The organism is Nonomuraea sp. NPDC049152 (assembly GCF_040648355.1).
GTDB lineage: Bacteria > Actinomycetota > Actinomycetes > Streptosporangiales > Streptosporangiaceae > Nonomuraea.
Map to the genome: position 1 here is coordinate 24371 of NZ_JBEZDO010000014.1, position 26574 is coordinate 50944.

General features: G+C 70.7%; 20 protein-coding genes. 4 read left to right on the plus strand and 16 right to left on the minus strand.

Translation table 11 applies throughout. The annotated features are described in order from the left end of the window. Window positions 1–51: 51 nt before the first annotated feature. The 13 genes from AB0B45_RS24815 to AB0B45_RS24875 all read right to left on the minus strand — a co-directional run bounded on the left by AB0B45_RS24815 (window position 52) and on the right by AB0B45_RS24875 (window position 18549). Window positions 52–1632: a heparinase II/III family protein gene (locus AB0B45_RS24815; RefSeq protein WP_358134585.1), complete on the minus strand. Its 1581-nt coding sequence runs from the start codon at window positions 1630–1632 to the stop codon at window positions 52–54. Then, window positions 1629–2411 carry a CU044_5270 family protein gene (locus AB0B45_RS24820; protein ID WP_358134587.1) on the minus strand — a complete coding sequence of 261 codons (783 nt, stop codon included), beginning with the start codon at window positions 2409–2411 and terminating at the stop codon, window positions 1629–1631. Before AB0B45_RS24820 ends, AB0B45_RS24815 begins: the two co-directional genes overlap by 4 nt. Next, the gene (locus AB0B45_RS24825; RefSeq protein ID WP_358134589.1) at window positions 2404–2964 is read right to left on the minus strand and encodes an RNA polymerase sigma factor; all 561 of its coding nucleotides are present in this window, start codon (window positions 2962–2964) and stop codon (window positions 2404–2406) included. Before AB0B45_RS24825 ends, AB0B45_RS24820 begins: the two co-directional genes overlap by 8 nt. Window positions 2965–3131: 167 nt before the next feature. Continuing rightward, window positions 3132–4460, minus strand: a complete 1329-nt coding sequence (locus AB0B45_RS24830) for an MFS transporter (RefSeq protein ID WP_358134590.1) — start codon at window positions 4458–4460, stop codon at window positions 3132–3134. Window positions 4461–4666: 206 nt separating this feature from the next. Then, window positions 4667–6151: an Asp-tRNA(Asn)/Glu-tRNA(Gln) amidotransferase subunit GatB gene (gene gatB, locus AB0B45_RS24835; protein ID WP_358135120.1), complete on the minus strand. Its 1485-nt coding sequence runs from the start codon at window positions 6149–6151 to the stop codon at window positions 4667–4669. 5 nt (window positions 6152–6156) lie between these two features. Then, the gene (gene gatA, locus AB0B45_RS24840; RefSeq protein ID WP_358134592.1) at window positions 6157–7647 is read right to left on the minus strand and encodes an Asp-tRNA(Asn)/Glu-tRNA(Gln) amidotransferase subunit GatA; all 1491 of its coding nucleotides are present in this window, start codon (window positions 7645–7647) and stop codon (window positions 6157–6159) included. Further along, window positions 7644–7943, minus strand: a complete 300-nt coding sequence (gene gatC, locus AB0B45_RS24845; protein WP_358134594.1) for an Asp-tRNA(Asn)/Glu-tRNA(Gln) amidotransferase subunit GatC — start codon at window positions 7941–7943, stop codon at window positions 7644–7646. Before gatC ends, gatA begins: the two co-directional genes overlap by 4 nt. A gap of 260 nt (window positions 7944–8203) precedes the next feature. Beyond that, on the minus strand, window positions 8204–10264 hold the full coding sequence (locus AB0B45_RS24850; protein WP_358134596.1) for an EAL domain-containing protein: 2061 nt from the start codon (window positions 10262–10264) through the stop codon (window positions 8204–8206). A 231-nt stretch (window positions 10265–10495) separates the two neighbouring features. Further along, window positions 10496–10705 carry an EF-hand domain-containing protein gene (locus AB0B45_RS24855; protein WP_358134598.1) on the minus strand — a complete coding sequence of 70 codons (210 nt, stop codon included), beginning with the start codon at window positions 10703–10705 and terminating at the stop codon, window positions 10496–10498. A 26-nt stretch (window positions 10706–10731) separates the two neighbouring features. Next, window positions 10732–12912: an NAD-dependent DNA ligase LigA gene (ligA, locus tag AB0B45_RS24860; RefSeq protein ID WP_358134601.1), complete on the minus strand. Its 2181-nt coding sequence runs from the start codon at window positions 12910–12912 to the stop codon at window positions 10732–10734. An 85-nt stretch (window positions 12913–12997) separates the two neighbouring features. Beyond that, complete coding sequence (locus tag AB0B45_RS24865) at window positions 12998–13405, minus strand: hypothetical protein (protein WP_358134604.1); 408 nt, start codon at window positions 13403–13405, stop codon at window positions 12998–13000. An 8-nt stretch (window positions 13406–13413) separates the two neighbouring features. Beyond that, window positions 13414–17463 (minus strand): hypothetical protein, encoded by a 4050-nt coding sequence (locus AB0B45_RS24870; protein ID WP_358135123.1) that lies wholly within the window; start codon window positions 17461–17463, stop codon window positions 13414–13416. Window positions 17464–17583: 120 nt separating this feature from the next. Next, the gene (locus tag AB0B45_RS24875) at window positions 17584–18549 is read right to left on the minus strand and encodes a methionine synthase (RefSeq protein ID WP_358134607.1); all 966 of its coding nucleotides are present in this window, start codon (window positions 18547–18549) and stop codon (window positions 17584–17586) included. Window positions 18550–18702: 153 nt separating this feature from the next. On the opposite strand from AB0B45_RS24875, the gene AB0B45_RS24880 reads away from it, so the two are divergent. Beyond that, entirely contained in the window at window positions 18703–19332 is a 630-nt protein-coding gene (locus AB0B45_RS24880; RefSeq protein WP_358134610.1) for an MBL fold metallo-hydrolase, read from the plus strand. An 8-nt stretch (window positions 19333–19340) separates the two neighbouring features. On the opposite strand, the gene mnmA is transcribed toward AB0B45_RS24880, so the two are convergent. After that, window positions 19341–20399 (minus strand): tRNA 2-thiouridine(34) synthase MnmA, encoded by a 1059-nt coding sequence (gene mnmA / locus AB0B45_RS24885; protein WP_358134612.1) that lies wholly within the window; start codon window positions 20397–20399, stop codon window positions 19341–19343. Between the two features lie 166 nt (window positions 20400–20565). Here mnmA and AB0B45_RS24890 point away from each other — a divergent pair, with 166 nt between their 5' ends. Next, window positions 20566–21618 (plus strand): DUF695 domain-containing protein, encoded by a 1053-nt coding sequence (locus AB0B45_RS24890; protein WP_358134615.1) that lies wholly within the window; start codon window positions 20566–20568, stop codon window positions 21616–21618. A 20-nt stretch (window positions 21619–21638) separates the two neighbouring features. Here the strand turns inward: AB0B45_RS24890 and AB0B45_RS24895 are convergent, their stop codons facing one another. Beyond that, the gene (locus tag AB0B45_RS24895; RefSeq protein WP_358134617.1) at window positions 21639–23396 is read right to left on the minus strand and encodes an ABC transporter ATP-binding protein; all 1758 of its coding nucleotides are present in this window, start codon (window positions 23394–23396) and stop codon (window positions 21639–21641) included. Between the two features lie 78 nt (window positions 23397–23474). On the opposite strand from AB0B45_RS24895, the gene AB0B45_RS24900 reads away from it, so the two are divergent. Next, window positions 23475–24035 carry a TetR/AcrR family transcriptional regulator gene (locus tag AB0B45_RS24900; protein ID WP_358134619.1) on the plus strand — a complete coding sequence of 187 codons (561 nt, stop codon included), beginning with the start codon at window positions 23475–23477 and terminating at the stop codon, window positions 24033–24035. 145 nt (window positions 24036–24180) lie between these two features. Beyond that, a complete protein-coding gene (locus tag AB0B45_RS24905) occupies window positions 24181–24591 on the plus strand; it encodes a DoxX family protein (RefSeq protein WP_358134622.1) in 411 nt (136 codons plus the stop codon). A 569-nt stretch (window positions 24592–25160) separates the two neighbouring features. Here AB0B45_RS24905 and AB0B45_RS24910 read toward each other — a convergent pair. Next, window positions 25161–26243, minus strand: coding sequence for a hypothetical protein (locus tag AB0B45_RS24910; protein WP_358134625.1), 1083 nt, complete (start codon window positions 26241–26243; stop codon window positions 25161–25163). Window positions 26244–26574 lie beyond the last annotated feature (331 nt).

The window sequence follows — 26574 nt, forward strand, 5'->3', positions numbered from 1 at the left end:
CCGGTCCGTCCACCCGGCGGGACCTCCGTCACGTCACCGTTGCCCCCCGCTCTACCGCCGGAAGGCGGTCAGGGTCGCGGGAAAGGTGACGGGTCCGTCCTCGGTTCCCACGGTGACGGTCCCGCCGTCGCAGGTGACCTGTGCCTTACCCGGCACGACGACGGTCAGCAGCGATCGGGCGGCGGGCGAGGTGATCGTGACCGAGGGGACCCGCTTGAGGTAGCCCGGTGAGATCTCGCCCTTGCCCTCCCGCCGGCCACCGATCTGCTTGCACGCGGGCATCTCCAGCTGCACCAGCGTCGGCCTGCTGCCGGGCGCGAGATGCCACAGGTTGCGCAGCGTGTGCCCTTCGGGCACCTCGTCCAGGACGGCCAGCACGTCGCGCCCGTGATTGACCAGCACCTTCCTGGTACGGCTCACGCCGTACGCGTCGTCGGTGAACTCGTAGCTCTGCCTGGTGCGGGTGATGGACGAGCCCACCAGCCGCGTCGCCGTGCCCGGGCGGAACGGCTGCCCCTCGACCACGGGCACGTTGTGCGCCTCGGGGGTCACGGTCCACTTGGGGTAGGCGCCCTTCTCGTAGGAGTGGAAGCCCGCCTCGACCAGGACGTCGCGCCCCTTGGCCTGGTAGGTGACACTCATGTGGTCCTCGTGACCGTGATAGCGGCGCGGCGGGCCGAACCTGATCGAGTAGAACGCCGAGTCGCGCGTCCAGCCGGTCCTGCCGAAGACGTAGCCGCCGTCGAAGACGCCGACGGTGGTCCTCGGGCGGGGGAAGCCGGTGGGCCGCATGTCGGCAGGGCCGTCCCCGATGGCGGTGAGCCGGCCGTCGGGTTGGATGGCGTGCCCGATGTAGGACTCCAGTGCCGCGCGCCTGGCCGACAGCGCGGACGGCACGCCGACGCCGCACTCCTTGATGCTGTGGAAGGCGACGCCGAGCCGCTGGTGGACGTAGACGCCGTAGCGGGGAGCCTGCTCGTGGAGCGTTCCCTGGCCGTCGATGGCGCGCTGCGCCGAGTCGGTCATCCTGCGCAGCGCCAGGTCGCGCCACTCGGCGACGCCGAGCCTGCAGCCGATCCCCAGCAGCGCGATGTCCTGGTCGAGACCGTGGTTGTGCCCGCCCTCGTAGAGCGCGGGGTCGGCCAGGACCTCGGCGTGCTCGACGAGGGAGTCGGACAGCCAGTCGGCCTTCACGTACGTGCTCAGGCAGACCAGCGCGGGCGCGCGCAGCGCGATGGCGTGCTCGGCCCACGCCCACTCGCTGATGCCCGCGCCACCGCGCGGGTTGTCCTTCACCCAGTCGTGGGCCGTCTGCTCGGCCCGCCGCAGAGGTGCGGCGTCGCCCGTGGTCTCGAAGGCCACGACAAGCCTGCCGATCCAGCGCAGCGAATGCAGGTTGAGCGCCCACGAGCGGTTGCGGTACGGATCCATCCGCCAGTCGACGTCGGTGCCGAGCTCGACCGGCGGGAGGCCGAGGAAGGAGATCGGGCCCTTCATGGCGTCGGCGGCGGCGAACTGGCTCCTGTCGCACATCGGCTTGCCTCTGGCGTCGGCCAGACTCGGGCCGCTCGGCCTGACCAGGCAGGAGGTCGCGAGCACGGCGAGCAGCGCCAGGACGATCAGGCGCTTCATGGCTTCTCGTCGGTCCATTCCGCCTCGAGGACGACCTCTGTCATGGCGCCCGTGATCGCCTTGATCACCTGGCCGTCGGCCTGGCTGACGGTCAGCTCGCGCTTCTCCCCACGCACCTCGTAGCTGAAGGTCCAGTTCCCCAGGTAGCGCACGCCCGGCAGGCCGGCCAGCGCCCGATAGGCGGCGGCCCGCACGTCAGGCGGGGCGGGCTTGCTCCACAACAGGCCGCTGAGCGCGTCGGCGACCACGCCGTCACGGTCCTTCTCCGGCACGTCGCGAACGATGCGCTCCACCTCGTCGCGCAGCGTGTCAGGGTCGCGGGGCAGCGCCTCGATCTGGGCCAGCGTCAGCTCGTGCCCGAACATCGTGAAGGGGCCCTTGCCGGTGAACGGAACGGGCTTGCCACCGCCCGCGCCCGGCACGCCGTGCTTGGGCCTGGTGGCGACCCAGGCGCGGCCGTCCCTCGCCACCCACAGTTCCGTGACCTCGGTGCCGTTGATCACACGCTTGATGTGCCAGTAGGCGCCCTTGGTCGCGGGCTGGCGCTCGGTCACGCTCGCCGCGGCCCGCAGGACGTCCGAGCCCTGGTCGGCCGGCCTTCCCGGTACCGCGAAGGCCACGGCGGCGACGGCCGCCACCGCGAGGCTCGCCAGGACCGGCGTCCAGCGCGGGCGTCTCCTGCCGGGTGCGGCCTCGAGCCTGGCCATGACCCTGTCCCTGGCACCGGGGCTCTCCTCGGGCTCGCCGTACAGCTCGCGGATCCGCCGCAGGTCATCCATGGTCGCCCTCCATCGGGTTGGTGCCGCCAAGGGCCTTGCGGAGCTTCTTCCTCGCGCGGTTCAGGCGCGAGCCGACCGTGCCGTACGGAATGCCGAGCGCGGTGGAGATCTCCTCGTGCGACAGTCCGGCGAGCGCGACGAGCAGAAGGACGTCGCGGTCGCCCTTGCCGAGGCGGGCGATGGCGCCGGCCAGGCTGGGTCCGAGGCTCTGCGCGCTGACCCGCACCGCGACCACGTCGGCGAGGCCGGAGACGTCGCGGTCGGCGGACACGCGGTCCATGGCACGCAGCGCCCTGATCTCCGCACGCCTGTGCTTGCCGACCAGGTTGGTGGCGATGCCGTACAGCCAGGACCTGACGCTCGCGCGGCTGGGGTCGTAGCGGTCGCGTTTTCGGAAGGCGGTGAGGAAGGTCTCGGCGACCACGTCCTCGGCGTCGTCGGGGCCGAGCCGCTGGGCGACGTACCTGTGGATCTCCCCGAAGTAGGCGTCGAAGATCTCTCTGAACCCCTCGGGCTCGGTGAGATCAGGGTCGCGCACCGCGGCTGCGGTCATGGGTGGCCCTCCGTGGACGAAAATGTCGATAGGTATCACCCGATCGACGGATTCGCTTTCACGGTCGTCTTCCAGCGGGCCCTCTCCCTTGGGCGCTCACGATCGTCGGCCTGGTCCGCGACGCCAAAAAGCGGGGAACGGCGACCGTTCCCCGCATCTGGCGCACATCATGACAGATGGGCGACTACCGGAGCCTCGGAACCCACCGAGAGCGTCTGAAAGCGGGGCGCGACCCACAGGCCCACCAGCGCCATGACGAGCGTGGCAGCGTAGACCGCCCAGTACCCCTGGCCGACAGCGACGAACAGCGCGCTGGTCACCGCCACCGACACCACCGAGAACACCGACTCGCCGACCTGGAGCGCCGCGCTGTTGACGCCCTGCTCGCCCGGCTTCGACAGCTCCAGCGTCAGCACCGACAGCGTCGGATAGAGCAGGCCCATCCCGAACCCGGTGATGATCCACGCCGGGTAGGCGAACGCGACGGGCACGGCGTCGAAGGTGACGACGCCCATGCTCAGGATGCCGAGCGCGACCGCCGCGGCGCCGCCCAGCAGGTTCGCCGTCCTGCTGAACACCTCACGCCCCTGCAGCCAGGAGGCGATCGACCAGGTCAGCGCGCCACCGGTGAGCGCGAACCCGGCCAGCAGCGGTGACATGCCGCGCTCACTGATCAGCATGAGCGGCACGATCACCTCGGCGGCGAAGAAGGCGCCGACGGCCAGCCCGCGCAGGGCCACGACGGACGGCAGTCCCCTGGCCGCGCGCAGCGTCCCCGCCGGCAGCAGCCTCGGCAGCGCGACCAGCAGCACCACGAGGCCCACGATGAGCAGCGGGAGCCTGCCGTCGCTGCCGTACTGCATGAGGCCCGCGCCCACGGCCGTCAGCGCCGCCCACGCGACCTTCTTGCCGAGGCCGGGGGCGGACTCGGCCTGCCCTCCCATGACCGGCTGGCCCGCCAGCCCGCGCAGCAGGATCAGCGCCGCGATCACGGTCAGCACGGGAACGGACAGGAAGACCCAGCGCCAGCCGAGCGTGTCGACCACCAGCCCGACGATCGCGGGACCGACCATCGACGGCACGACCCACGCCGTGGCGAACAAGGAGAAGATCTTCGGGTGCGACTCCTCGGGGTAGACCCTGGCCACCACCACATAGAGGGCCACACTGACCAGCGAGCCGCCGAACCCCTGCACGAGCCTGCCGACGATCAGCATCTCCATGCTTGAGGCCAGCCCGGCCAGCAACAGGCCGCCGATGAACCCGGCCACTCCCGTCCACAGCGGTGCGGTCGGGCCCTTCAGGTCCGCCCACCGGCCGCCGAGGACCGTGCCCACCACCGCGGCCGCCATCGCGCCGCTGAACGCCAAGCCGTACAGGTGGAGGCCGCCGAGCTCGCGGGCCACGACAGGCATGGCGATCGCCACCGCGATGTATTCGAAGGCCACCAATGAGACCAACGCCACCAGGCCCGCCGTCAGTGATTTGTGCGTCATGCCGATGACGCTACGGTCGAGCCCCTGGTCAGCACATCGTGCGCAGGTCCTAGGCCGCCTACGTACATGGCCCTAGGCACCCCGGCCTCCAGCCGTCCGGGTTCTCGCGCATGGCGACGGAAGGAAGACGACCGGCCCCGGCGCCGCCGGGCGCCGGGGCCGGTCGTCTCGCGGGTCACCTGACCCGCGTTTCCGGTTTCTCGGGGTTACTCGGAGACGCCGAGCTTCTCCAGGATCAGCTCGCGGGCCCGAGCGGCGTCGGCCTTGCCGCGGCTGGCCTTCATGACACCACCGACCAGCGCGCCCACAGCGGCGATCTTGCCGGAGCGGACCTTCTCCACCGCGTCGGCGTTGCCGGCCAGGACGCCGTCGATGATCCCCGCCAGCTCGCCCTCGTCGGCGATCTGCAGGCCGCGGGCCGCGACGACCTCGTCGGGGTCGCCCTCGCCGGCCAGCACGCCGTCGAAGGCCTCGCGGGCCAGCTTGTCGTTCAGCGCGCCCGAGGCGACCAGCTCGGTCACCCTCGCCACCTGCGCGGGGGTGATGGGCAGCTCGGCCAGCGACGTGCCGGTCTCGTTCGCCCTGCGGGCCAGCTCGCCCATCCACCACTTGCGGGCGTCGGCCGCGGGCGCGCCCGCGGCGATCGTGGCCTCCACGATCTCGATGGCGTCGGCGTTGTGCATCGACTCCATGTCGTGGTCGGTCACACCCCACTCGGCCTGCAGGCGCTTGCGGCGCACCGACGGCAGCTCGGGCAGCTCGGCCTTGAGCTTGGCCACCCAGGCGGTGTCGGGCGCGATCGGCACCAGGTCGGGCTCGGGGAAGTAGCGGTAGTCCTGCGCCTCCTCCTTGGACCTGCCGGGCGTGGTCGTGCCGGTGTCCTCGTGGAAGTGGCGGGTCTCCTGGATGATCCTGCCGCCCTCGGCGAGGATCGCCGCCTGCCGCTGGATCTCCCCGCGGACCGACCGCTCGACGCTGCGCAGCGAGTTGACGTTCTTGGTCTCGGTACGGGTGCCCCACTCGGAGGAGCCGCGCGGCATGAGCGAGACGTTGACGTCGAAGCGCATGGAGCCCTCCTCCATGCGCACGTCGGAGACGCCCAGCGAGCGCATGAGCTCACGCAGCTCGATGCCGTACGCGCGGGCCACCTCGGGGGCGAGCTTGTCGGTGCCGGGGATCGGCTTGGTGACGATCTCCACCAGCGGGATGCCCGCGCGGTTGTAGTCGACGATGGAGTAGTCGGCGCCGTGGATGCGGCCGGTCGCGCCACCCACGTGGGTGGACTTGCCGGTGTCCTCCTCCAGGTGAACGCGCTCGATCTCGATCCGCACGGTCTTGCCCTCGACCTCGACGTCGAGGTAGCCGTCGAAGCAGAGCGGCTCGTCGTACTGCGAGATCTGATAGTTCTTCGGCATGTCCGGATAGAAGTAGTTCTTCCGGGCGAAGCGGCACCACTCGGCGATGGAGCAGTTCAGCGCCAGGCCGATCCTGATCGTCGACTCGATCGCCTCGACGTTGGCCACGGGAAGCGACCCGGGCAGCGCGAGACAGGTCGGGCAGGTGTGGGTGTTGGGCGGAGCGCCGAAGGTGGTCGGGCAGCCGCAGAACATCTTCGAGACGGTGCCCAGCTCAACGTGGGTCTCCAGGCCGAGGACCGGTTCGAACCGGTCGAGGGCCTCGTCGTACGCCATGACGCTCACAGTGCGGGAGCCTCCTTCAGCAGCGGGCCGCCCCAGCGGCTCTCCAGGGCCTTCTCGACTGCGGCGCCGACCCTGTAGCAGCGGTCGTCGCCCAGGACCGGGGCCATGATCTGCAGGCCGACCGGCAGGTTGTCCTCGTCGGCGAGGCCGCACGGCACCGACATGGCCGCGTTGCCCGCCAGGTTGGACGGGATCGTGCACAGGTCGGCGAGGTACATCGCCATCGGGTCGTCGGCGCGCTCGCCGATCGAGAACGCCGTCGTCGGCGTGGTCGGCGAGATCAGCACGTCGACCTGGTGGAAGGCGGCCTCGAAGTCGCGCGCGATGAGCGTGCGGACCTTCTGCGCCTGGCCGTAGTAGGCGTCGTAGTAGCCGCTCGACAGCGCGTAGGTGCCGAGCATGATGCGCCGCTTGACCTCGGGGCCGAAGCCCGCCGCCCTGGTCAGCGCCATGACCTCTTCGGCGCTGCGGGTGCCGTCGTCGCCGACGCGCAGGCCGTACCGCATGGCGTCGAAGCGGGCGAGGTTGGACGAGCACTCCGAGGGAGCGATCAGGTAGTAGGCCGGCAGCGCCGTCGTGAACGACGGGCAGGAGACCTCGACGACCTTCGCGCCCAGCGACTCCAGCAGCTCGACGGCGTCGTGGAAGCGGTTGAGCACGCCCTGCTGGTAGCCCTCGCCGCCGAACTCCTTGACGATGCCGATGCGCATCCCCGCGATGTCGGGGTTCTTGGCCGCCGCGACGACGTCGGGCACGGTCGCGTCGATGGAGGTGGAGTCCATCGGGTCGTGGCCCGAGAAGGCCGCGTGCAGCAGCGCCGCGTCCATGACGTTGCGGGCGAAGGGCCCGGGGGTGTCGAGGGAGCTGGCGAAGGCGATCAGGCCGTAGCGGGAGGATCCGCCGTACGTCGGCTTCATGCCCACGATGCCGGTGACGGCGGCGGGCTGCCTGATGGAGCCGCCGGTGTCGGTGCCGGTGGACAGCGGCGCCTCGTAGGCGGAGACGGCGGCGCTCGACCCGCCCGACGAGCCACCGGGGATCTTCGCGAGATCCCAGGGGTTGCGCGTGACCTGGTAGGCGGAGTTCTCGGTGGAGGAGCCCATCGCGAACTCGTCGAGGTTGGTCTTGCCGAGGATGACCAGACCCGCCTGGCGCAGCCGCGCGGTCACGGTCGCGTCGTACGGCGGCCGCCACCCCTCGAGGATCTTGGACGCGGCCGTGGTCGGCATGTCCTTGGTGGTGAAGATGTCCTTGTGCGCGATCGGCACGCCGGCGAGCGGGCCGAGCTTCTCCCCTGCCGCCAGCCTGGCGTCGACGGAGCGCGCCTGCTCCAGCGTGACCTCGCGGTCGACGTGGAGGAAGGCCTGGACCTTCGGCTCGACCTGCTCGATACGGTCGAGGTGCGCCTCGGCGACCTCGACGGCGCTGGCCTCGCCCGTGGCGATCAGCGCGCCCAGCTCGGCGGCGGACTTGTGGATCAGACTCATGCTTCCTCCCCGAGAATGCGCGGAACCCGGAAGCGGTCGTCCTCGACGGCCGGAGCACCCGAAAGCGCCTGCTCGGGCGTGAGGGACGGTCGCACCTCGTCGGCACGGAAGACATTGGTCAGCGGGAGCGCGTGCGACGAAGGCGGGACGTCTTCAGCGGCGACCTCGGCCACCTTCGCGACAGCGGCGATGATGTCATCGAGCTGGGTCGCGTAGTGGTCGAGCTCGTCGTCGGAGATCGCCAGCCGGGACAACCGGGCCAGGTGCGCGACCTCGTCGCGGGTTATGGCGGACATGAGTCGTTGAACCCGTTTCGTGGATGGAGTTTGGACAGTGTCATCCTAGGGCTCTTGACGGAGGGTGGCCGAACCATTAGCGCGCCCGCAACATGATCACCCGGGCGCTCGCCCCTGGCCACCGCCCCCGACGCCCTCCACCCCCGAGACCGACACCACCCGACCCCGAACACCGTCGCCCCGAAGACGCCACCACCCCCAAGGAACGACGGCCACCCGAAAGACGCCGCCGCCCCCGAGGGATGAAGGAGGGGCGCAGCTCAGACGGTTTGGGAGATCTCCACGTAGTCGATCTCCCGGACCCCGACCCGCTCCCTCAGCCACGCCGTCGCGTCGGCCGGCGCCATCGCCCGGCCGAACAGCCAGCCCTGGCCCATGTCGCACCCCATGTCGGCCAGCTTGAGCGCGATGTCGTCCGACTCCACCCCCTCAGCCACCGACCGCAGCCCCAGCGACCGCACCAGATCCACGATCGAGCGCACGATCCGCTCGTCGTCCTCCGAGCACGACAGCCGCTGCACGAACGACGCGTCGATCTTCACCTCGGACGCGGCCAGCCGCTGCAACCTGATCAGCGACGAGTAGCCGGTGCCGAAGTCGTCCAGCGCCAGCGGCACTCCCAGCGCCGCCAGCGCCTTGATCGTCTCGTGGGTGTAGGCCTGGTCGCCCATCAGGATCCGCTCGGTGACCTCCAGCTGGATCGCCTGGGGCGGCAGCCTGAAGCGGGACAGTCCCGCTTCCAGCTGGTCGGGCAGGGCGCAGTCGAGCAGGTCGCGGGCGGAGACGTTCGCCGAGATCTGGACCTGCAGCCCGGTGTGCCACCAGCGGGCCGCCTGCTCCATGACCGCGTCGATGACGTACTCGGTGATCTGCCGCATCAGGTAGGACTGCTCGGCCAGCGGGATGAAGTCGGCGGGCGAGATCGGCCCTCGCACGGGATGGCGCCAGCGCAGCAGCGCCTCCATGCCGCGCACCTCGCCCGTGGTCAGATCGATCTTGGGCTGGTAGTGCAGGCGCAGCTCGCGGTTGTCGACCGCGCGGCGCAGGTCGCCGAGCAGGCTGAGGCGTTCGGGCGAGTTGCGGTCCTTGTCGGGCTGGTAGAGCTCGACGCCGGTGCGCCCCTCCTTGGCCAGGTACATCGCGACGTCGGCCCGCTGCAGCAGCAGCTCGAAGTCTGGCGCGTGGTCGGGGAAGAGCGCGATGCCGACCGAGCCGTCCATGTCGAACGTCATGCCTTCAAGGCGCACGGGCTCGGTGAGCGCGGCCCTGAGCCTGGCGGCGACCTCCCTGGCGGCGTGGATGTCCCTTATGGACGGCAGCAGCACCGCGAACTCGTCACCGCCGAGGCGCGCGACGACGTCGCCAGGCCGTACCGAATGGGTCAGCCGGTGGGCCACCATCTGCAGGAGCCGGTCGCCGACCGGGTGGCCCATGGTGTCGTTGACCTCCTTGAACCTGTCGAGGTCGATCAGGAACAGGCCCACCCGCTCGTCCTGGCGGCACTCGGCGAGCGCCTCCTCCGTCGAGACGATCAGCATCTTGCGGTTGGGCAGCCCGGTCAGCTCGTCGTGCATGGCCTGGTGGTCGCGGCGCATGGACAGGGTGGCGGTGAAGTAGACGGCCGCCAGCGGCGCCACGAACAGGGGCACCAGCCCCGGTGAGTCCTGCATGACGACGACAACCAGCGGCGCGAGCCCGAGCAGCCCGGTGTAGACCAGCGCCTGCGGGCCCACCGTCGCGCGCAGGACCCTGCTGATCGAGCGGCGTTCGTGCAGCGCGACCGCGCCGCACACCAGCAGCGCACGCGCGGTGAAGTAGGCGACCCCGGACAGCGCGATCGGAACCAGCGCGAAGCCGGCGGGCACCCACGGGGCCGAGGGGCTCGGCACGATCCCGAACAGCCCCAGCACCACGGCGCCGGCGGTGAACGCCAGCGTCGCCTGTGCGACGTTGAACATCACCCTGTGCCAGGCCTTGCGGGTGACGATCCCGTTGACGGCGATGCCGACCACCTGCAAGAGCACCGCCACCGGCAGCCCGAAGTGCAGTAACACGGCGAAGGTGAACATGGTCGCCGGGTACGTCCCGCCCACGGCGGTCGCCGAGGACACCATCACGGGGCGCAGCTCACCCAGCACCACCAGCACGGCCAGCACCCAGAACAGCGGTGTCCTCGCCAGCTGGACCAGGTCGGCAGGGTCGAGCCGCAGCTCGGCCACGAGTAGGGCGGTGAAGCCGAACACCGAGACACTCGCGAGGAAGGCCCAGAGCGGGCTTCCTACACGTGGTCCCGTGTCGCGCGTGTCATTTGGGTCGGTCATCGGTAACAGAACCCCCAAGAGGTCACTATGGGAGGGTACGACCTCCACCCCACTTCCCGAAACCACCCGCCTACGTTCCGTCACGCCAATCGCCCGGATTTACTAGCAAGAAGCCGCTTTTTTGCGTTCTTGTACGACACAAGTGCCCCCTGGTCACCACCGCCCCATCCGCCAGGGGCGCCCCGTTGACCTCAAGGGGCGACCGTGATCACAGCCGCCCCACCCTCCGGCTCACCCCACGAGCCGGACGAACTCCTCGAAGGAGATGCTCCCGTCGCCGTCGGCGTCGGCGTTCTGCTCCAGCGAGGCGAGCGCCTCGCCGGGAAGGCCGGGGAAGTGGCGAACGAACTCCGCCTGGCTGATGAAACCGTCACCGCTGACGTCGATCGCGTCAAAGGTCCGGCGGAGCTCCGCCAGCCGCTCACCGCTGAGATCCGACATATATGCACCCTTTCCGGTGGAGAGGGCTATTGTTCCGGTTTTACCGCTGCCTCGGCAGCGGCTTCCGCACCTTGGTCCAGTAGGACGTGGAACCCGGCCTCGTCGAGGATGGGCACCCCGAGGCTGACCGCCTTGTCGTACTTCGACCCCGCGTTCTCCCCCACCACCACGAAGGCGGTCTTCTTCGACACCGATCCTGCCACTTTGCCGCCCCTGCTGGTGATGGCCTCAGCGGCGGAGTCGCGGGTGAAGCCCTCCAGCGTGCCGGTGACCACGAAGGTGAGGCCCTCCAGGATCTGCGGGCCCTTCTCGGGAGCGGGCTCGTCCTCCATGCGGACCCCCGCCGCCTTCCAGCGATCGACGATCTCGCGGTGCCAGTCGACCTCGAACCACTCGCGGATGGTGGCGGCCACCCGCGGGCCGATGCCCTCGACCGCGGCCAGCTCCTCCTCCGAGGCGTTCATGACGGCGTCCATCGAGCGCAGCGCCCCCGCCAGCGCCTGCGCGGTGGGCGGCCCGACGTGGCGGATCGACAGCGCGACCAGCACCCGCCACAGCGGCACCAGCTTGGCCTTCTCCAGCTCGTCGATGAGCTTCAGCGCGTTCTGGCTGGCCTCGCCGTTGACGTTGGAGAAGAACGAGACGACCTTGGGCTCGCCGGTCTTCGGGTCGATCTTGGGCAGACCCGTCTCCTGGTCGCGCACCACGGACCTGATCGGGATCAGCTGCTCCAGCGTGAGGTCGAACAGGTCGGCCTCGGTGCGCAGCACCGGCTCCTGCTCGGGGACGGGCTGGCTGAGCGCGGTGGCGGCGACGTAGCCGAGGCCGTCGATGTCGAGCGCCCTGCGCCCAGCCGCGAAGTAGAGGCGCTCGCGGATCTGCGCGCGGCACTGAAGGGCGTTGGGGCAGCGCAGGTCGGCGTCGCCCTCCTTCTCGTACGCCAGCTCGGTGCCGCACTCGGGACAGTGGGTCGGCATGACGAACGGGCGCTCGGAGCCGTCGCGCAGCGCCGTCACGGGCCCGACGATCTCGGGGATGACGTCGCCCGCCTTGCGCAGCACGACGGTGTCGCCGATGAGCACGCCCTTCTTGACCACGATCGCGGCGTTGTGGAGCGTGGCCCGCTCGACCGTGGACCCGGCCACGACCACGGGCTCCATCAGCCCGTACGGCGTGACGCGGCCCGTGCGCCCGACACCCACGGCGATGTCGAAGAGCTTGGTGTTGACCTCCTCGGGCGGGTACTTGTAGGCGATCGCCCAGCGCGGCGCCCGCGAGGTGGAGCCGAGCTCCCGTTGCGTCCTGATCTTGTCGACCTTGACCACCACGCCGTCGATCTCGTAGGCGGGCTCGTGGCGGTGCTCGCGGTAGTGCTCGATGAAGTCGTCGATGCCCTTGACGTCGGGCACGACCTGGTAGAGGTCGCTCACAGGCAGGCCGAACTCGCGCAGCCTGTCGTAGACCTGCGACTGGGCCTGCGGCTCCGCCGCGCCCTCCCAGACGCCCACGCCGTGGACGAGCATCCGCAGCGGCCGCTGCGCGGTGATGCGGGGGTCCTTCTGCCGCAACGTGCCCGCCGCGGCGTTGCGCGGGTTGGCGAACGGCGGCTTGCCCTGCTCGACCAGCTGCTCGTTGAGCTTCTTGAACTCCTTGACCGGGATGTAGACCTCGCCGCGCACCTCGACCAGCGAGGGGATGTCGTCACCCTTGAGCCGGTGGGGGATGCCCTTGATCGTGCGGACGTTGGCCGTCACGTCGTCACCTGTGCGCCCGTCGCCTCGGGTGGCGCCGCGCTCCAGCTTGCCGTCCCTGTAGACGAGCGCGATCGCCAGCCCGTCGATCTTCAGCTCGCACAGGTAGGGGCCAGGGTCTCCCTCGGCCAGCCGCTCCGCCCTGACCTGCCAGGCCGCGATGTCGGCGTCGTTGAAGGCGTTGTCGAGGCTCTCCATCTTCTGCAGGTGCTGCACCTTGGCGAAGTCGCCGGAGACGGGCGCCCCGACCTTCTGCGTCGGCGAGTCCGGCGTCTGGAGTGTGGGATGCGCCTGCTCGAGCGCGAGGAGCTCGTTGAACCAGGTGTCGAACTGCGCGTCGCTCACGGTGGGCTGGTCGAGGACGTAGTAGCGCCAGCGCGCCTCCTCGACCAGCTCGCTCACCTCGGCGTGGCGCTTCAGCGCGTCCACGGACACGCCCTCGACCTCGGCGCTCATCGGCACACTCCCTCCTTCAAACCTGAGAGAACGCTATCTCGGAGCACCGACAGTTGGCTCCAGGCCGACCCTGCCGTTTACCCTCTCAGACCAGCCGCGTCCACGAGGTGGAGCACGCCTGGCCGGGGGGTGAGGCCGCGGGCCTGACGCACAGCTGCGCCCACGCGCGCTCGACGCCGTTCCTGGTGAAGGTGGGCAGCCCCTTGGGCCTGTTCGAGCAGTTGCGGTTGGTGGCGGCCTGCCACACGGGCACGACCCGCCTGGCCGAGTCGTCCTGGAGGCGGACGAGCAGGATCACCCAGGTGCACTTCACGTCGTGGACGTCGCTGACCCTGGGCAGCCTGACGGTCAGCCTGCCCGCGCTGATGGAGGCGTTGACGCTGGCCCAGTTGCCCGACGGCCCGTGGACCGTGGTGGCCGACGACGCGTGCGCGGGGGCGGTCGTGAGGACCAGGCCGGTCAGCAGAGCGGTGGCGAAGAGTCGCTTTCTCATGTCATCTCCTAGGGACACGATCGTTGGTGGGGAAGGCCGCCGGTCAGGCGCGTCCACTCCCCTTCGTCGAAATCTCCGTGGGCGATCCCGCAGGCGGCCGCCACGGGGTCGCGCAGCACGCCGGCATAGGGCGTGAGGTCCCACACCACGGCTCCGATCTCCGGGCCGACGGCGAACATCCGCCTGCCGTCGGCGCTCAGCGTGACCTCGTCGGCCGCCGGCAGCGCGGTGTACCTGCGGGCCTGGCCCGACGCCTCCAGGCGCCACAGGCTGACGGGTCCTCCGCCCGCGCCCGTGTACGCCACGGCCGAGCCGAGCGCGAAGCCGACGGACGAGACCACGGCGCCGTCGTTCCCCAGGTCGGCCAGGTGAGCGGGCCGTACGGGGTCGGAGACGTCCCACAACCTGGCCAGCTTCGCGCTGCCGCCGGTCAGCAGCCTGCGCCCGTCGGGTGACAGGGCGGCCGAGACGATCCCCGAGGGGTCGGCGGCGAACGCCCCCGCGGGCACCGGCTTCCCCGGGTTGTCGAGGTTCCACAGCCTGACCAGGCCATGGGCGTCACCCGTGGCGGCGAGCCGCCCGTCCCCGCTGAGCGCGACGGCGTCCACCGAGCCGGGGACGCCCGCACCCTGCGGCAGCCGTACGGGATCCGAGGTCGCGGTGGGCCACAGCGTCGCGGTGCCGTCCTCCGCGCCGACCACCGCCAGGCCGCCCACGGACGCGGCCGCGGTCACCCTGGCCCCTGGCGGCCGGGTCAGCGGGGTGGCGCCCGCCTTCCACATGACGGCGCTGCCGTCCTCCCTGCCCGCCAGCACCGCCGTGCCGTCCACCGCCAGCGCGGACACCTCCCCCGCGTCCTCGGCGAGGGCCCCGGCTCTCGTGAGGGAGGGGCCCAGCTCCCACAGCGTGACCGCGTGCTCGGCCGTCACCGTCACCAGGCGTCTGCCGTCGCGGGCGAGCGCGCCGCGTCCGACGTCCCGCTGCGGCACTCTCGCCAGTACGGCAGGCGCCCGCAACCTGCCGGTCTCCCACAGCACCGTCATGCCGTCGTTGTCGGTGGTCACCAGGTCGGAGGTGACGGGGTCGAAGGCCGCGGCCACGATCCCGCCCGTGCGCCCGCCGACCACCGCCCGTTGGACCGGCGCGCCCTCGCTCACCTCCCAGACGATCGTGCGCCCGTCGCCGCCTGCCGTGGCCAGAAACCTGCCGTCCCCGTCGAAGGCGACGGCGTTCACCGCGGAGGCGTGTCCCGCGAGATCGGCCACCAGCCTCGGACGGGCGCCCTCGATGTTCCACAGGTAGGCGCGCGAACGCTTGCCGCTGGTGGCGATCGACCTGCCGTCAGGGCTGACCGCGATCGCCCAGGTGACCTGCGCCTGCTCCCCCTCGACGGGCGCGGGCGAGGAGAAGCGCACGGCGCTCCCGTCGGCGGGCGTCCACAGCGTGCAGTCGGTGAACCTGTTGGAGGTGACGACGCGCCGCCCGTCCTCGGTGAAGGCCACGGACCTGACGGGGTCGTCCTTCCTCGTCTTCAGCACGGCCTCGGCCCTGTCGCCGCCGATCGGCCACACGAGCGCGCCCTCCGCCGCGCCGAGCGCGAGCCGCCTGCCGCCGGGGTCGAAGGCCAGCGCGTAGATCCTGCCACGGCCCGGTTCGAGCGTGGCGGTCCGCGCCCAGTCGGACACCCGCCAGATGATCACGGTGCCGTCGTCGCCGCCGGTGGCGAGCGTGCGGCCGTCGGGGCTGAACGCCGCCGCGCGCACGTGGCCCGCGTGTCCCCGCAGCGCGGCGAGCCGTACGGGGGCGTGGCGCTGCGAGGTGTCCCACACCTCGGCCGTCCCCTCCAGGCCCACGGTCGCCAGCATCCGGCCCGCGGGGCTGTAGGCGAGGCCGAGCAGGTCCTTGCCCGGCCCCTTCAGCCTGGCCGCGTAGGAGGTGCCGGCGAGCAGGCCGACCAGCGCGGCCTCGTGGCGTTCGCCTGGCTCGATGGCGAGCGCGGCGAGGGCGAGGCGGAGCGCTGCCGGCGGATCGGCCTGGAGCTGGGCGTTCGCCTGCAGGACGAGGGCGCGGGCGGTCGCGCTCCTTCGCGCGGCTTCGGCGCTGCCGTACAGGTGGAGCGCGACGCCGCCCGCGGCCACGGACAGGACCAGCAGGACGCCCAGCGCGGCCGACAGCAGCACCCTGCGTCTGGCGCGGCGGCGGGCGGCGAGGCTCTCGCGCTCCTCCATGGCGATCGAGGCGTCGAGGAAGGCGCGGGCCGCCGAGCCCACCGGCCTGCCCGCGGCCCATTCGCGGGCGAGCGACAGCCTGGTCCCCCGGTACAGGCCCGAGTCGTCGCCGTCCCACGCCGCCGCGGCCTCCACCAGGTGCTGCTCGACGAGCAGGCCCGTCCTGTCGGAGTCGAGCCAGCCGCGCAGCGCCGGCCAGGCCGTCAGCAGGGCCTCGTGGGTGATGGCGACGTCCGGCCCGTCGATGGTGATCAGCCTGGCGGTGTCGGCGGCGAAGGCGTCGACCACCTCGCAGGCCGCCAGCGCGTCGGGTACCTCGGCCAGCAGCCGGTCCAGCTCCACCCGCCGCCGGGTGTCGTCGGTGCCCTCGCCCACGTGGACCAGGCGCAGGAACACCGCGCGGGCCGCCTCCGGCGAGGGCAGGGAGGCGAGGACGTCGTCGGCGGTGGCCGCGAGGGCGCCGCGGATGCCGCCCGTGGCCTGGTATCCCGCCACGGTCAGCGTGTCCCCGCGCCGTCGCTGCCAGGTGACCAGCAGGGCGTGGGAGAGCAGCGGGAGCCGTCCGGGCTCCGCCCCGAGGTCGCTCAGCAGCAGCTCGACCAGGCCGGGTTCGAGGGTCAGCCCGGCGGCCAGCGCGGGCCGTTCGACGGCCGAGCGGAGCTCGTCGGCGCTCATCGGGCCCACGACGACGGGTCCGCGCTCCAGTCCCGCCCTCAGCTCGGGCACGGCGGCGCACCTGCCGAGGAAGTCGGCCCGCACACCCAGCACGACCTGCCCGCGGAAGCTGGGGAAGGTTCCCGCGGTGAACGCCTCCTCGAACTGGTCCACCACCAGCACGTCCACGTCAGGGGGGACGGGCTCCGAAGGAGTGATCACCGCCACCGAGGTGCCCGCCGCGCGCTGCCGCAGCGCGGGCACGAGGCCCGCCCGCAGCAGCGAGGACTTGCCCGAGCCCGACGCCCCTGTGACGATCAGCGGCGCCGGGTCGTCCAGGCGCCTGACCAGCGTCTCCACCAGGCGCTCCCGGCCGAAGAACAGCGCCGCGTCCGCCGTCCCGAACGCCTCGAGCCCCTTGTACGGCGAGCCGTCGAAGGGCGTCGCGGGCGCCTGCCGTACCGGGGAAGGGGCGGTCGAGGGGGCGCGGAGCAGCACCAGGTCGCCGACCCGCCCCGTGGTGCGGACGCGCGGCCTGGGGAAGCCCGCGGCGGGGAGTTCCCTGCTCAGGTGGCGGTGCAGGTCGGCGAGGGTCAGCACGGGCGGCGGCGCGGACAGCAGCCGCAGCAGCGCGCCGCTGAAGGCGGTGTGCCGCATCCCCTCGGGGGCGAAGGAGGGCTCGCTGCGCCCCGCCGAGGTCAGCACGTAGGCGCCGGAGATCTCCGCCACGTCCCACGGGTCCGACATGCCGTCGATGGCCCGCCCGGAGAAGCAGCAGTCGAGGACGACGACGAGCGGCCCTTCCACGTTGTCGAGCAGATAGCGGCGTAACAGGTCGTACGGCAGCGCGGTGTGCTCGAGACCGAGGGGGCGCGAAACGGTCTCCGCCGCCGCCAGGTGGAGCGCGCCACGCCTGCTGACCAGGCCGTGCCCGGCGTAGTAGACGATCAGCGGCCCTTCGCACGACGCGGCTGAGGCGATCGCGTCCCCCATCTCGCGCGGCGAGGCCGGATCGAGGACGACGCGCGCCGACGCGAGCCCGCACCTCGTCAGCAGCGCCTCGCGCAGGTCGTCGAGCGTGCGCGCCACCGAGGGCAGATCGGGCAGGTCGGACTCGGGGCCGTGCGTGCCGGTGCCCAGGAGCAGCGCGCTCGCGCCCGCGAAGTCACCGGCCATCACGTCGGCTCCCCTGCGCCTGGACCCCGTCCCAGCCGGAGCACCTGCCGGAGATCCTGGTGGGCGTGCCGCGGCAGACCCTGCCCTCGATGGAGGGAGCATCATGCCCTCATGGATAGCTCACCCCGCTTGCAGGGCTCTTGCCGTCTCCCTCAACTTCGACAAGGCCAGGCGGGCGTACGCCGGTGACGCTCCCGCCAGGCCGCAGGCGGGCGTGAGGACCACCCTGTTCGGAAGCTCCTCGGCGGCGAAGCCGAGCCGCTCCCACAGCTCCGCGGCGGGCTTGGCGATCACCTTCGGGTCGGGCAGCCTGCTGTCGACGCCCGGCACCACTCCGAGGAAGAAGCCGACGCCCGCCTCGACGGCCTCGCCGATCGGGTCATCGTCGCGCCGGGACAGCAGCGACGCGTCCAGCGAGATCGCCCGCACGCCCGCCCTGCGCAGCAGGGTGATCGGCACCCTCGGCGCGCAGCAGTGGACGACCGGCTCGGGGAAGAGCCGCAGCGAATCCTCCACCCGCCACTCCTCCACCGCGGCCAGGCGCCCGAATCCCGAGGCCGTCGGCACGGTGCCCGCCAGCACTCCCGGCAGCCCCGGCTCGTCGAGCTGCAGGACGATCTCCGTGACGCCGGGCACCCGCCTGCGCAGGCTCGCCACGTGGTCGGCCACCCCCTGCGCGAGCGAGGCCGTGAGATCCCTGACTGCGCCCGCGTCGGAGAGCATCTTGTCGCCGGAACGCAGCTCGATCGACGCCGCGAGCGTCCACGGCCCGCACACCTGCACCTTCAGCGGGCCCGCGTAGCCGTCGGCGACCTCTTCGAGGCCGTCGAGGTCGCGCGCCAGGTGGTCGACGGCCCTGCGGTGGTCGCCGCCCGGCCGGGAGGCGAGCCGCCAGCCCGAGGGCTGGACCTCCACCGGCAGCTCGACCAGCAGCGAGGCCGTGCGGCCGACCATGTCGGCGCCGACGCCCCTCGCCGGCAGTTCGGGCAGGTACGGCAGGTCGGGCAGCTCCCCGAACACCGTCCTGAGTGCCTCGAAGTGATCCTCGCCGGGGTGCGATCCGATACCGGTTGCGCCAAAAGACATGGGCCCAGCCTAGAGCGGCAGCCGGGCCGTCACTTCCGTGTCGCCTCCCGCGCGGGAGCCGTCGCTCCCAGCAGGTTCCTCCCCCATGTCGCGAATCCTGGAGGCGGGATGCCCGCCGTCATGGGACAGCAGCCCTGACCTATCGTGGGGAAGATGAAGCTCACCAAATACGGTCACGCCTGCGTCAGGATCGAGAAGGACGGCAAGGTCCTCGTCATCGACCCCGGCGTGTTCAGCGACGCCGCCGCCCTCGACGGGGCCGACGCGGTGCTGATCACGCACGACCACTTCGACCACGCCGACCGTGACAAGCTGCTGACCCTGTCGCCCGAGGTCACGGTGTGGACGTGCGAAGGAGTGGCGAAGGGCGCGGCCGAGGGACTGCGCGTCCAGACGGTACGGCACGGCGACGCGTTCGAGGACATGGGGTTCTCGGTGAAGGTGTTCGGCGAATGGCACGCGCCGAACCACCCCGACCTGCCGATCGTGGACAACGTCGGGTTCCTGGTCGACGAGGAGTTGTTCTACCCGGGGGACGCGTTCACCGTGCCGCCGGCCTCGGTCGGGACACTGCTGGTGCCGACGGGGGCCCCGTGGTTGAAGCTGTCGGAGGTCATCGAGTACCTGCGCACGGTGAAGCCCGCCAGGGCCTACTCCACGCACGACGCGTTGTACAGCGAGCCGGGGCTGGGGCTGGTGGACAACTGGCTGAAGATGGAAGCGGAGAAGCAGGGCGCCGACATTCGCCGCCTGACGGTCGGGGACTCCGTCACGCTGTCGTGACCCGCTGGTCAGGCGGCGGTGGAGATGGTGGCGGAGCCGATGACCGTCTCGCCCGCGTAGAGAACGGCCGCCTGCCCCGCCGCCACCCCGGTAGCGGGCCTGTCGAGCGTGATGACGACCTGTCCTTCCCGCTCCTCGAAGCGGCAGCCGTACACTTCGCCATGCGCCCGCAGCTGCACCGACAGGTCGTCGAACCGATCAGGCCCGTTCCACACGGGGCGGGTGCAGACGATCTCGGAGACCTGCAGCGCCTCCCTCGGCCCTACGGTCACCGTGTTGGACACCGGCTCGATCGAGAGCACGTAGCGCGGCCTGCCGTCGGCGGTGGGACGGTCGATGTGGAGGCCCTTGCGCTGGCCGACCGTGAACGCGTAGGCGCCCTCGTGCGAGCCGACGACCGCGCCCTCCTGATCGACGATGCTGCCCGGCTCCTGGCCGAGCCGCTTGGCGAGGAACCCACGCGTGTCACCGTCGGCGATGAAGCAGACGTCGTGGCTGTCGGGCTTGTCTGCGACGGTCAGACCGCGCCTGGCCGCCTCCTCGCGCACCTCCGCCTTGGTGGAGTGACCGAGGGGGAAGATGGCGTGCTTGAGCTGCTCCCTGGTGAGCACGCCGAGCACGTACGACTGGTCCTTGCCCTGGTCGACGCTCCTGGACAGCACGCCTTCCTCGAGCTTGGCGTGATGACCGGTCGCCACCGCGTCGAACCCCAGCGCCAGCGCCCTGTCCAGCACCGCCGCGAACTTGATCTTCTCGTTGCAGCGCAGGCACGGGTTCGGGGTACGGCCCGCGGCGTACTCGGCCACGAAGTCCTCGACCACGTCACGCTGGAAGCGCTCGGCCATGTCCCAGATGTAGAACGGGATGCCGATCACGTCGGCGGCGCGGCGCGCGTCGCGGGAGTCCTCGACCGTGCAGCAGCCCCTGGCGCCCGTGCGGTGGGATTGCGGATTGGCCGAGAGCGCCAGATGCACACCGGTGACATCGTGACCGGCCTCGGCGATCCGAGCGGCGGCCACGGCGGAATCGACGCCGCCCGACATGGCGGCAAGCACACGCAGTCCCATGACGTTTCGAGACTACCGTCCGTCGGCGGCTTCCCGACCACGCGGGGCGGGCGGTGGCGGGCGCCCTCGGCGGACGAGACCGCGTGAGCGCGCAGGTGCCTGAGCGGCTCGCCGTACGCACGGGATGGGAGAGATGCGGGCCCGCGCGGTGCGAGAATGCTGGGTTATGCGACTGTTCGGGCGCAAGGACGACGAAGAAGAGGCCGGCGAGACCGGCGACGGGCTGGCCGAGTTCTGGGAGTGGTGGCAGCAGGCCAGGCCCAGGATCGACGCGATGGTCGAGGCCGGTGAGGCCGAGCGGCTGTCGGAGTCGATCGCGCCCGCCGTCGCCGCGATCCATCCCGGCCTGGTCTGGGAGGTCGCGCCGGGCAAGCAGGCCCAGCAGGCGCTGGTGGTGACGGCCGCGGGCGACCCCGAGCTGCGTTCGCTCGCGCACCGGTGGGCGAAGGGCGCGCCGGAGAGCGACGCGCTGTGGGAGTACCACCCTTCGCGCCAGGCCAACCCCGAGGCGATGGAGCTCACGCTCGACGTCGGCGGCTACGAGTTCGCGCTCGACAAGCTGCTGCTCGGCCTGCGCGTCCCGAGGGGGAACCCGCGCATGGACATCGCGGCCTTCCACCCCGTCTTCGTCATGCTGGACGAGGACACCCGCATGGAGGCCACGCTGCTGTCCCTCGACTGGCTGCTCGGGGAGGACGACGTGGCCAGATGGGTCGGCGAGATCACCGCGGCGACATTCCAGCCGATCGACTCCGTCGAGGCGGTGCACCTGCCCGCGGTGATCGCCGACCTGGCCTCGGAGTTCGCCGAGGAGCAGTGGGCGCTGCTCGAAGGACAGACCGCGGGCGGCGCGCAGCTCATCGCGACGGCCCGCTATCCGCTGCGTCCCGTCGACTACCCGCTCTACGACCAGCACATCCAGATCACGCTCCCCTACGCGCACGCCGACGAGAACGGCCTGCCGGTGGGCGAGTCGCTGGTGTCGCTGCGAGAGTTCGAGGAACGGCTGGCGGCCAGGCTCAGCAGGCTGCACGCCGACGGGATACTGGCGGCGCACCTGAGCGCGGAGGGCGCCCGGGTCATCCACGTCTACGCCGACCCGACGGGTGAGGCGGCCATCCACGCGAAGGAACTGATCGTGAGCTGGGAGGAGGGCCAGCCGCTCGTCGACGTGGTCACCGATCCCGGCTGGACCTCGGTCGCCCCGTTCCTCTCCTAGGACGCGGTCACGCGGGCAGGTCACGCCGCTCCGACGGGAACGTCCTCCGCCATGATGCGCAGGGCCTCGACCAGTTGCCGGTACAGCTCGTCGGACTCCAGCAGCTCCTCGTGGGTGCCCTGGGCGCGCACGCCTCCGTCCTCCATCACCACGATCGTGTCCGCGTCGATCACCGTCGAGAGCCGGTGGGCGACCGTGACGACCGCGCCCGTCTCCGCGCGGGACCTGACGCACTCCTGGACGGCCGCCTCGGTCAGCCCGTCGAGCTGCGCCGTCGCCTCGTCGAGGAGCAGCACGTCAGGAGTGCGCAGCAGCGCCCTCGCCAGCGCGATCCGCTGCCGCTGGCCGCCCGACACCGAGGTGGAGGACAGCGGCGTGTCCAACCCGTCGGCGAGCTTGTCGACCATGTCGGCCAGCCGTACCTCCGACATGACCCGCAGCAGCTCCTCCTCCTTCGCGTCCGGGTGGGAGAAGAACAGGTTGTCGCGGATCGTGCCCGGCACGATCGGCGTGTCCTGCTCCACGTAGGCGAGCCGTTCCCGCACCCGCTCGTGCGTCAGCCCGGTGTACGGCACGCCGTCCAGCAGGATCTCCCCCTGCTGCGGCTCGAGGAAGCGCAGCAGCAGCGAGAACAGCGTGGTCTTGCCCGCGCCCGATGGCCCGACGATCGCGGTGTGGCCCCTGCGCGGGATGACCAGGTCGACGCCGCGCACGGCGGGGCCGACGCCTGGCCCGTAGGCGGCCGAGACCTGGCGCAGCTCCAGGATCGGACCGCCGGACGCGGCAGGCCCCTCCTGCCGCGTCACCGGCACGTCGCTCTCCAGCTCGAGGTCGTCGACCGCCCGGATGCGCTCGGCGGCGGCGAGCCCCGACTGGAGCTCGGTGATGTTCTGGCTCAGCTCGGTGATCGGGTCCATCAGCGCGAACGCGTACAGCAGGAACGCGATCAGGCTGGACACCTCCAGCAGGCCGGCCCCGACCCGCCAGGCGCCGATGCCGAGGATGAGGATGATCGCGAGCTGGATACCCGCCCACGCCAGGGTCCAGGCGATGGCCTCCCTGCGCACCGCCCGCACGCTGTGCCGGGTGGAGGCGCGCGCGTCGGCGATGATCCGGTCGGCCTGGCGGTCCTCCGCCCTGCTCACCTTGACCGTCCTGATCGCGCGCAGGGCGCTTTCCAGGACGCCACCGAGCCTGCCCACGTGCTCCTGAGCCTGCTCCTGCGCCCTGGCGATCGCCGGCATGAGGACGGCGAACAGCACGCCGACCACCAGCACCGCGGCGACCGTGGTGCCGAGCAGCACGAGGTCGAGCACGCCCATCAGAACGAGCGTGCCGATGAGCATGATCACTCCGTTGATCAGCCCGATCACGCTGGAGGACGCGGCCTCGCGCAGCAGGACGGTGTCGGAGGTGACCCTGGTGACGAACTCACCCGTCGGACGCCTGGTCACCTCGGGCACCTTCGCCCTGAAGAGCCTGCGGACCATCGACTCGCGGGCCTCAAGCACGACGCGCTCGCCGAGCGCGCCCAGCAGGATCCACTGGCACGACCAGATGACCGCGCCGATCACCAGCAGCACGAGCAGCGCCGTGACCGGGCCGTTGAGCGAGGCGGAGGCGCCGAGCGAGTCGAGCACCCACTTGGTCACCATGGGCGTCGCCAGGCTCAGCCCCGAGCCGACCAGCGCGAGCAGCAGGCCGATCGCCAGCCTGCCCTTGTGCGGCCTGGCGAACGACCACAGAACGCGGAGTCGCGGGAACATGAGAACACTCATGCTCTCCAGTGGAACATATCTGTTCCATTGTGGTCAATCAAGTCCTATTAAGGTTCACGGTGAGCTATCGTGGAACACATGACTGCCGTTGAGACCGGGATGCGCGCACGGACCAGGCGGGCGATCCTCGACGCCGCGGTCGCCACGCTGTCGAAGGACTCCGGCGCGTCACTGAGCGACGTCGCCGCCGCGGCAGGGGTGGGCCGCACCACGATCCACCGCTACTTCCCCGAACGGTCCGACCTGATCACGGCCATCGGCGACGACCTCCTGGAGAAGATCGCGGCGGCCACCGAGCGGGCCAGGCCGGGCGAAGGGCCCGCCCTCCAGGCGCTCGACCGGCTCTGCCAGCAGTACTTCGAGCTCGGCGACGGGCTCATGCTCGTCTACGCCGAACCGCACCTGATGACGGGCGAGAAGTGGGAGGTCGAGACCCCTGCGGACCTGGCGCTGATCGAGCTGATCCAACGCGGCCACACCGAGGGCGTCATCGACGCCCAGCTGCCCGCGGACTGGGTGCAGCAGCTCGTGTGGTCGATGCTCTACACCGCGTGGCAGCACATCCGCGACTCCGGCGCGTCCAAGCACGAGTCGCTGGGGCTGTGCCTCCGCTCGCTCAGGAAGTCCCTCGCGACCTGACACCCTTTGACGACGGCCGTAAGCGCTCTCCGGCCGCCGCGCCCCACCCGAAAACCGCGATTAGTTGAAATCCCACCCAAATCTCCCTTGGGCTGCCGGACTCGCCCCGCCGAATGGGCACAGCACACCCAAGAGGAGAGCCACCATGAAATCCGTCGATTCAGCCAGACCGTACGTCCTGTCCCTGTACCGCATCGTTCTCGGGCTGCTGTTCGCCTGCCACGGCGTGGCGAAACTCTTCGGCGTGCTCGGCCCCGCCACGGTGAGTCCCGGCGAATGGCCGGGGTGGTACGCGGGCATCATCGAGCTCGTCGGTGGCGGCCTGATCATTCTCGGCTTCTTCACGCGCATCGCGGCGCTCATCTGCTCGGGCGAGATGGCCTTCGCCTACTTCACCGTCCATCAGCCGAAAGCCCTGTGGCCGCTGCAGAACGAGGGCGAGCTGGCGGCCGTCTACTCCTGGTCGTTCCTGCTGATCGCGGTGATGGGCCCGGGAGCATGGGCGCTCGACACCTGGATGCACCGCGCCCGGGAACGAAGCACACCCGCAGCCTGACCTGTTTCCCGCAAAAGTCCGCATTGTCTCCAGCGGCACACCGAGGTGTCGAGCATCGTGGAGATCGACGCGATCAGCGGACCACCCTCTTGGTGGGCTCGGCCGTCAACCATCGCCCGGGTGACCAGCCACTGCGATCGAAACGGCCTACGACGAGGAGAGGTCCCCGCATGAAGATCATTGTCCCGGGCGGCCTGGCCGACACCGCCCGGCTGTTCGACGACATGGAGGGGACACCTCATGAACACGATCTACAAGTCCGAGGCAGGCGCGAGCGAGGAGGTACCCAGCTCTGGTTCGTGTCCGACAGCACTGCGTTCACGACTCACACAGAACTGACCGCGCCCCCGTCAGCCAGCCTCATGGACTCCTCCACAAGTGGATCGTCCTCCAGCCTCCTGGGGTCGAGTGCGAGATCGCTGTCCTTGGTCGTCTCAGCGAGTGCGACCGGGCTTCCGGCTGTGCGCAGATAGACGGCTTGTGCGCCGATCACGATCACCGCGTCTCGGTGGGCGTCCAGCGCACCCAATGCGTCGAGAAGAGCAGATCGAGAACGAACAAGGATGTCACTACTGCCTACGCCAGGAGGATTCATTGCGAGTCATCCATTCGATGAGTTCTTCGGCTTCGGATGGGCTGCGCCCAGGACCTGTCATCAAATCGACGGCAACCTGCGTCGGTGCCGCGATCGTGAGACCGGAAGCGGTGGCAAGAGTGCGGGTGAAGACGACGTCAGTTTCGGGCTCGGCCAACATCACGTTCGCTCCAGCATCGGCAGGGCGAAGATCCCAGAGCTGCGCGGCTCGCTCGGCATCCGCCGCGTAGATCATCGCGGAGCGAGCAGGCGCATACGAGGCCCATTCGGCAGCAGCCAAGGTCCCGGTTACAGCGTATTGAACGGGACTGCCCGCCCCCCGCTCCACAAGGTTCGATAGACCTCTCGGCGCTATCCAACGTGTGACCCGGCTGCTCCGTACGAACCCGTAGTCCTCGCTCCAGCGCCTCAGCAAGGCGACCCAATCGGGTACGACCATCGCACCCGAGTTGTTCCGCCTCGCGAGATCCTCGCTCTCGAGGAACACGGTCACCCGATAGGTCGACCCCGTAGAAACGCCGGCGACCCCGACCAGCTCGCGAATCGCCCACACTCTGTCGTGATCCAGCAGTGCACGGACGATCTTTGCCGCGGGAGCGCCTTTCAATGTCCCGCGTGGTCTGCCGGGGCCACGCCACGGGTCGCGGTCAGCTCCCCGGTCCGCGACGTACAGACCGGGCCGAAGCACGTTCAGGTGCATGTTCCCCGTCGCGTCGATGTAGGACAAGCCCGCATCTGAGAGCCGCTTACGGACGGGTGGCGACAAGTACCTGGCGACGACCACCCCGCAGCTGCCGGAGATCTCCCGCGTAGTGCGTTCAAGTCGGTGAAGCAACGCAAGGGCGTCGCGTTTTTCCACTACGCGCTTGGCCTCGACCACCAGCGTGGCCGAGGTTCCGTCCGGTGCCACCACCTCCCACAGTGCGTCGTAGTAAGCATCGTGGACCCCGTCGCTGAGCGACTGTACGGTCCACCCGGTCGGCAACCGATTGGCCAGCGCAGCTATCGCGGCGCGTAGAACTTCCGCCTCGTTCTGAGGCTGCGGCAACGCCTCCATGAGCTCATCAGCTCCCTTACGTTCGGGAAAAGGCCTACCTCCGCCGCCGACGGAAAGTAGTCATTTCCCGAACGCCTAATGATGAGCACGTTGGGTGGGGGCACTTGAGAGATCGAACCATTACGGGCCGGCTCGTGGGTCTCATCCGCCGTTCACCCACAGGTGGCCGGGGGTACGGGGTGGTACTTCGCCGCGGGGACCGCCCGACCGCCGAGGTCGGCGTCTCTTTGCGCGCGGGGAACATCCGGGCGGTCAAGGAACGCGCCGGATCGCGCGCACGAAGCAAGATGAGCGCGGGCACCGTGGTCCTGGACTGCGAAGCTCTTGTCCT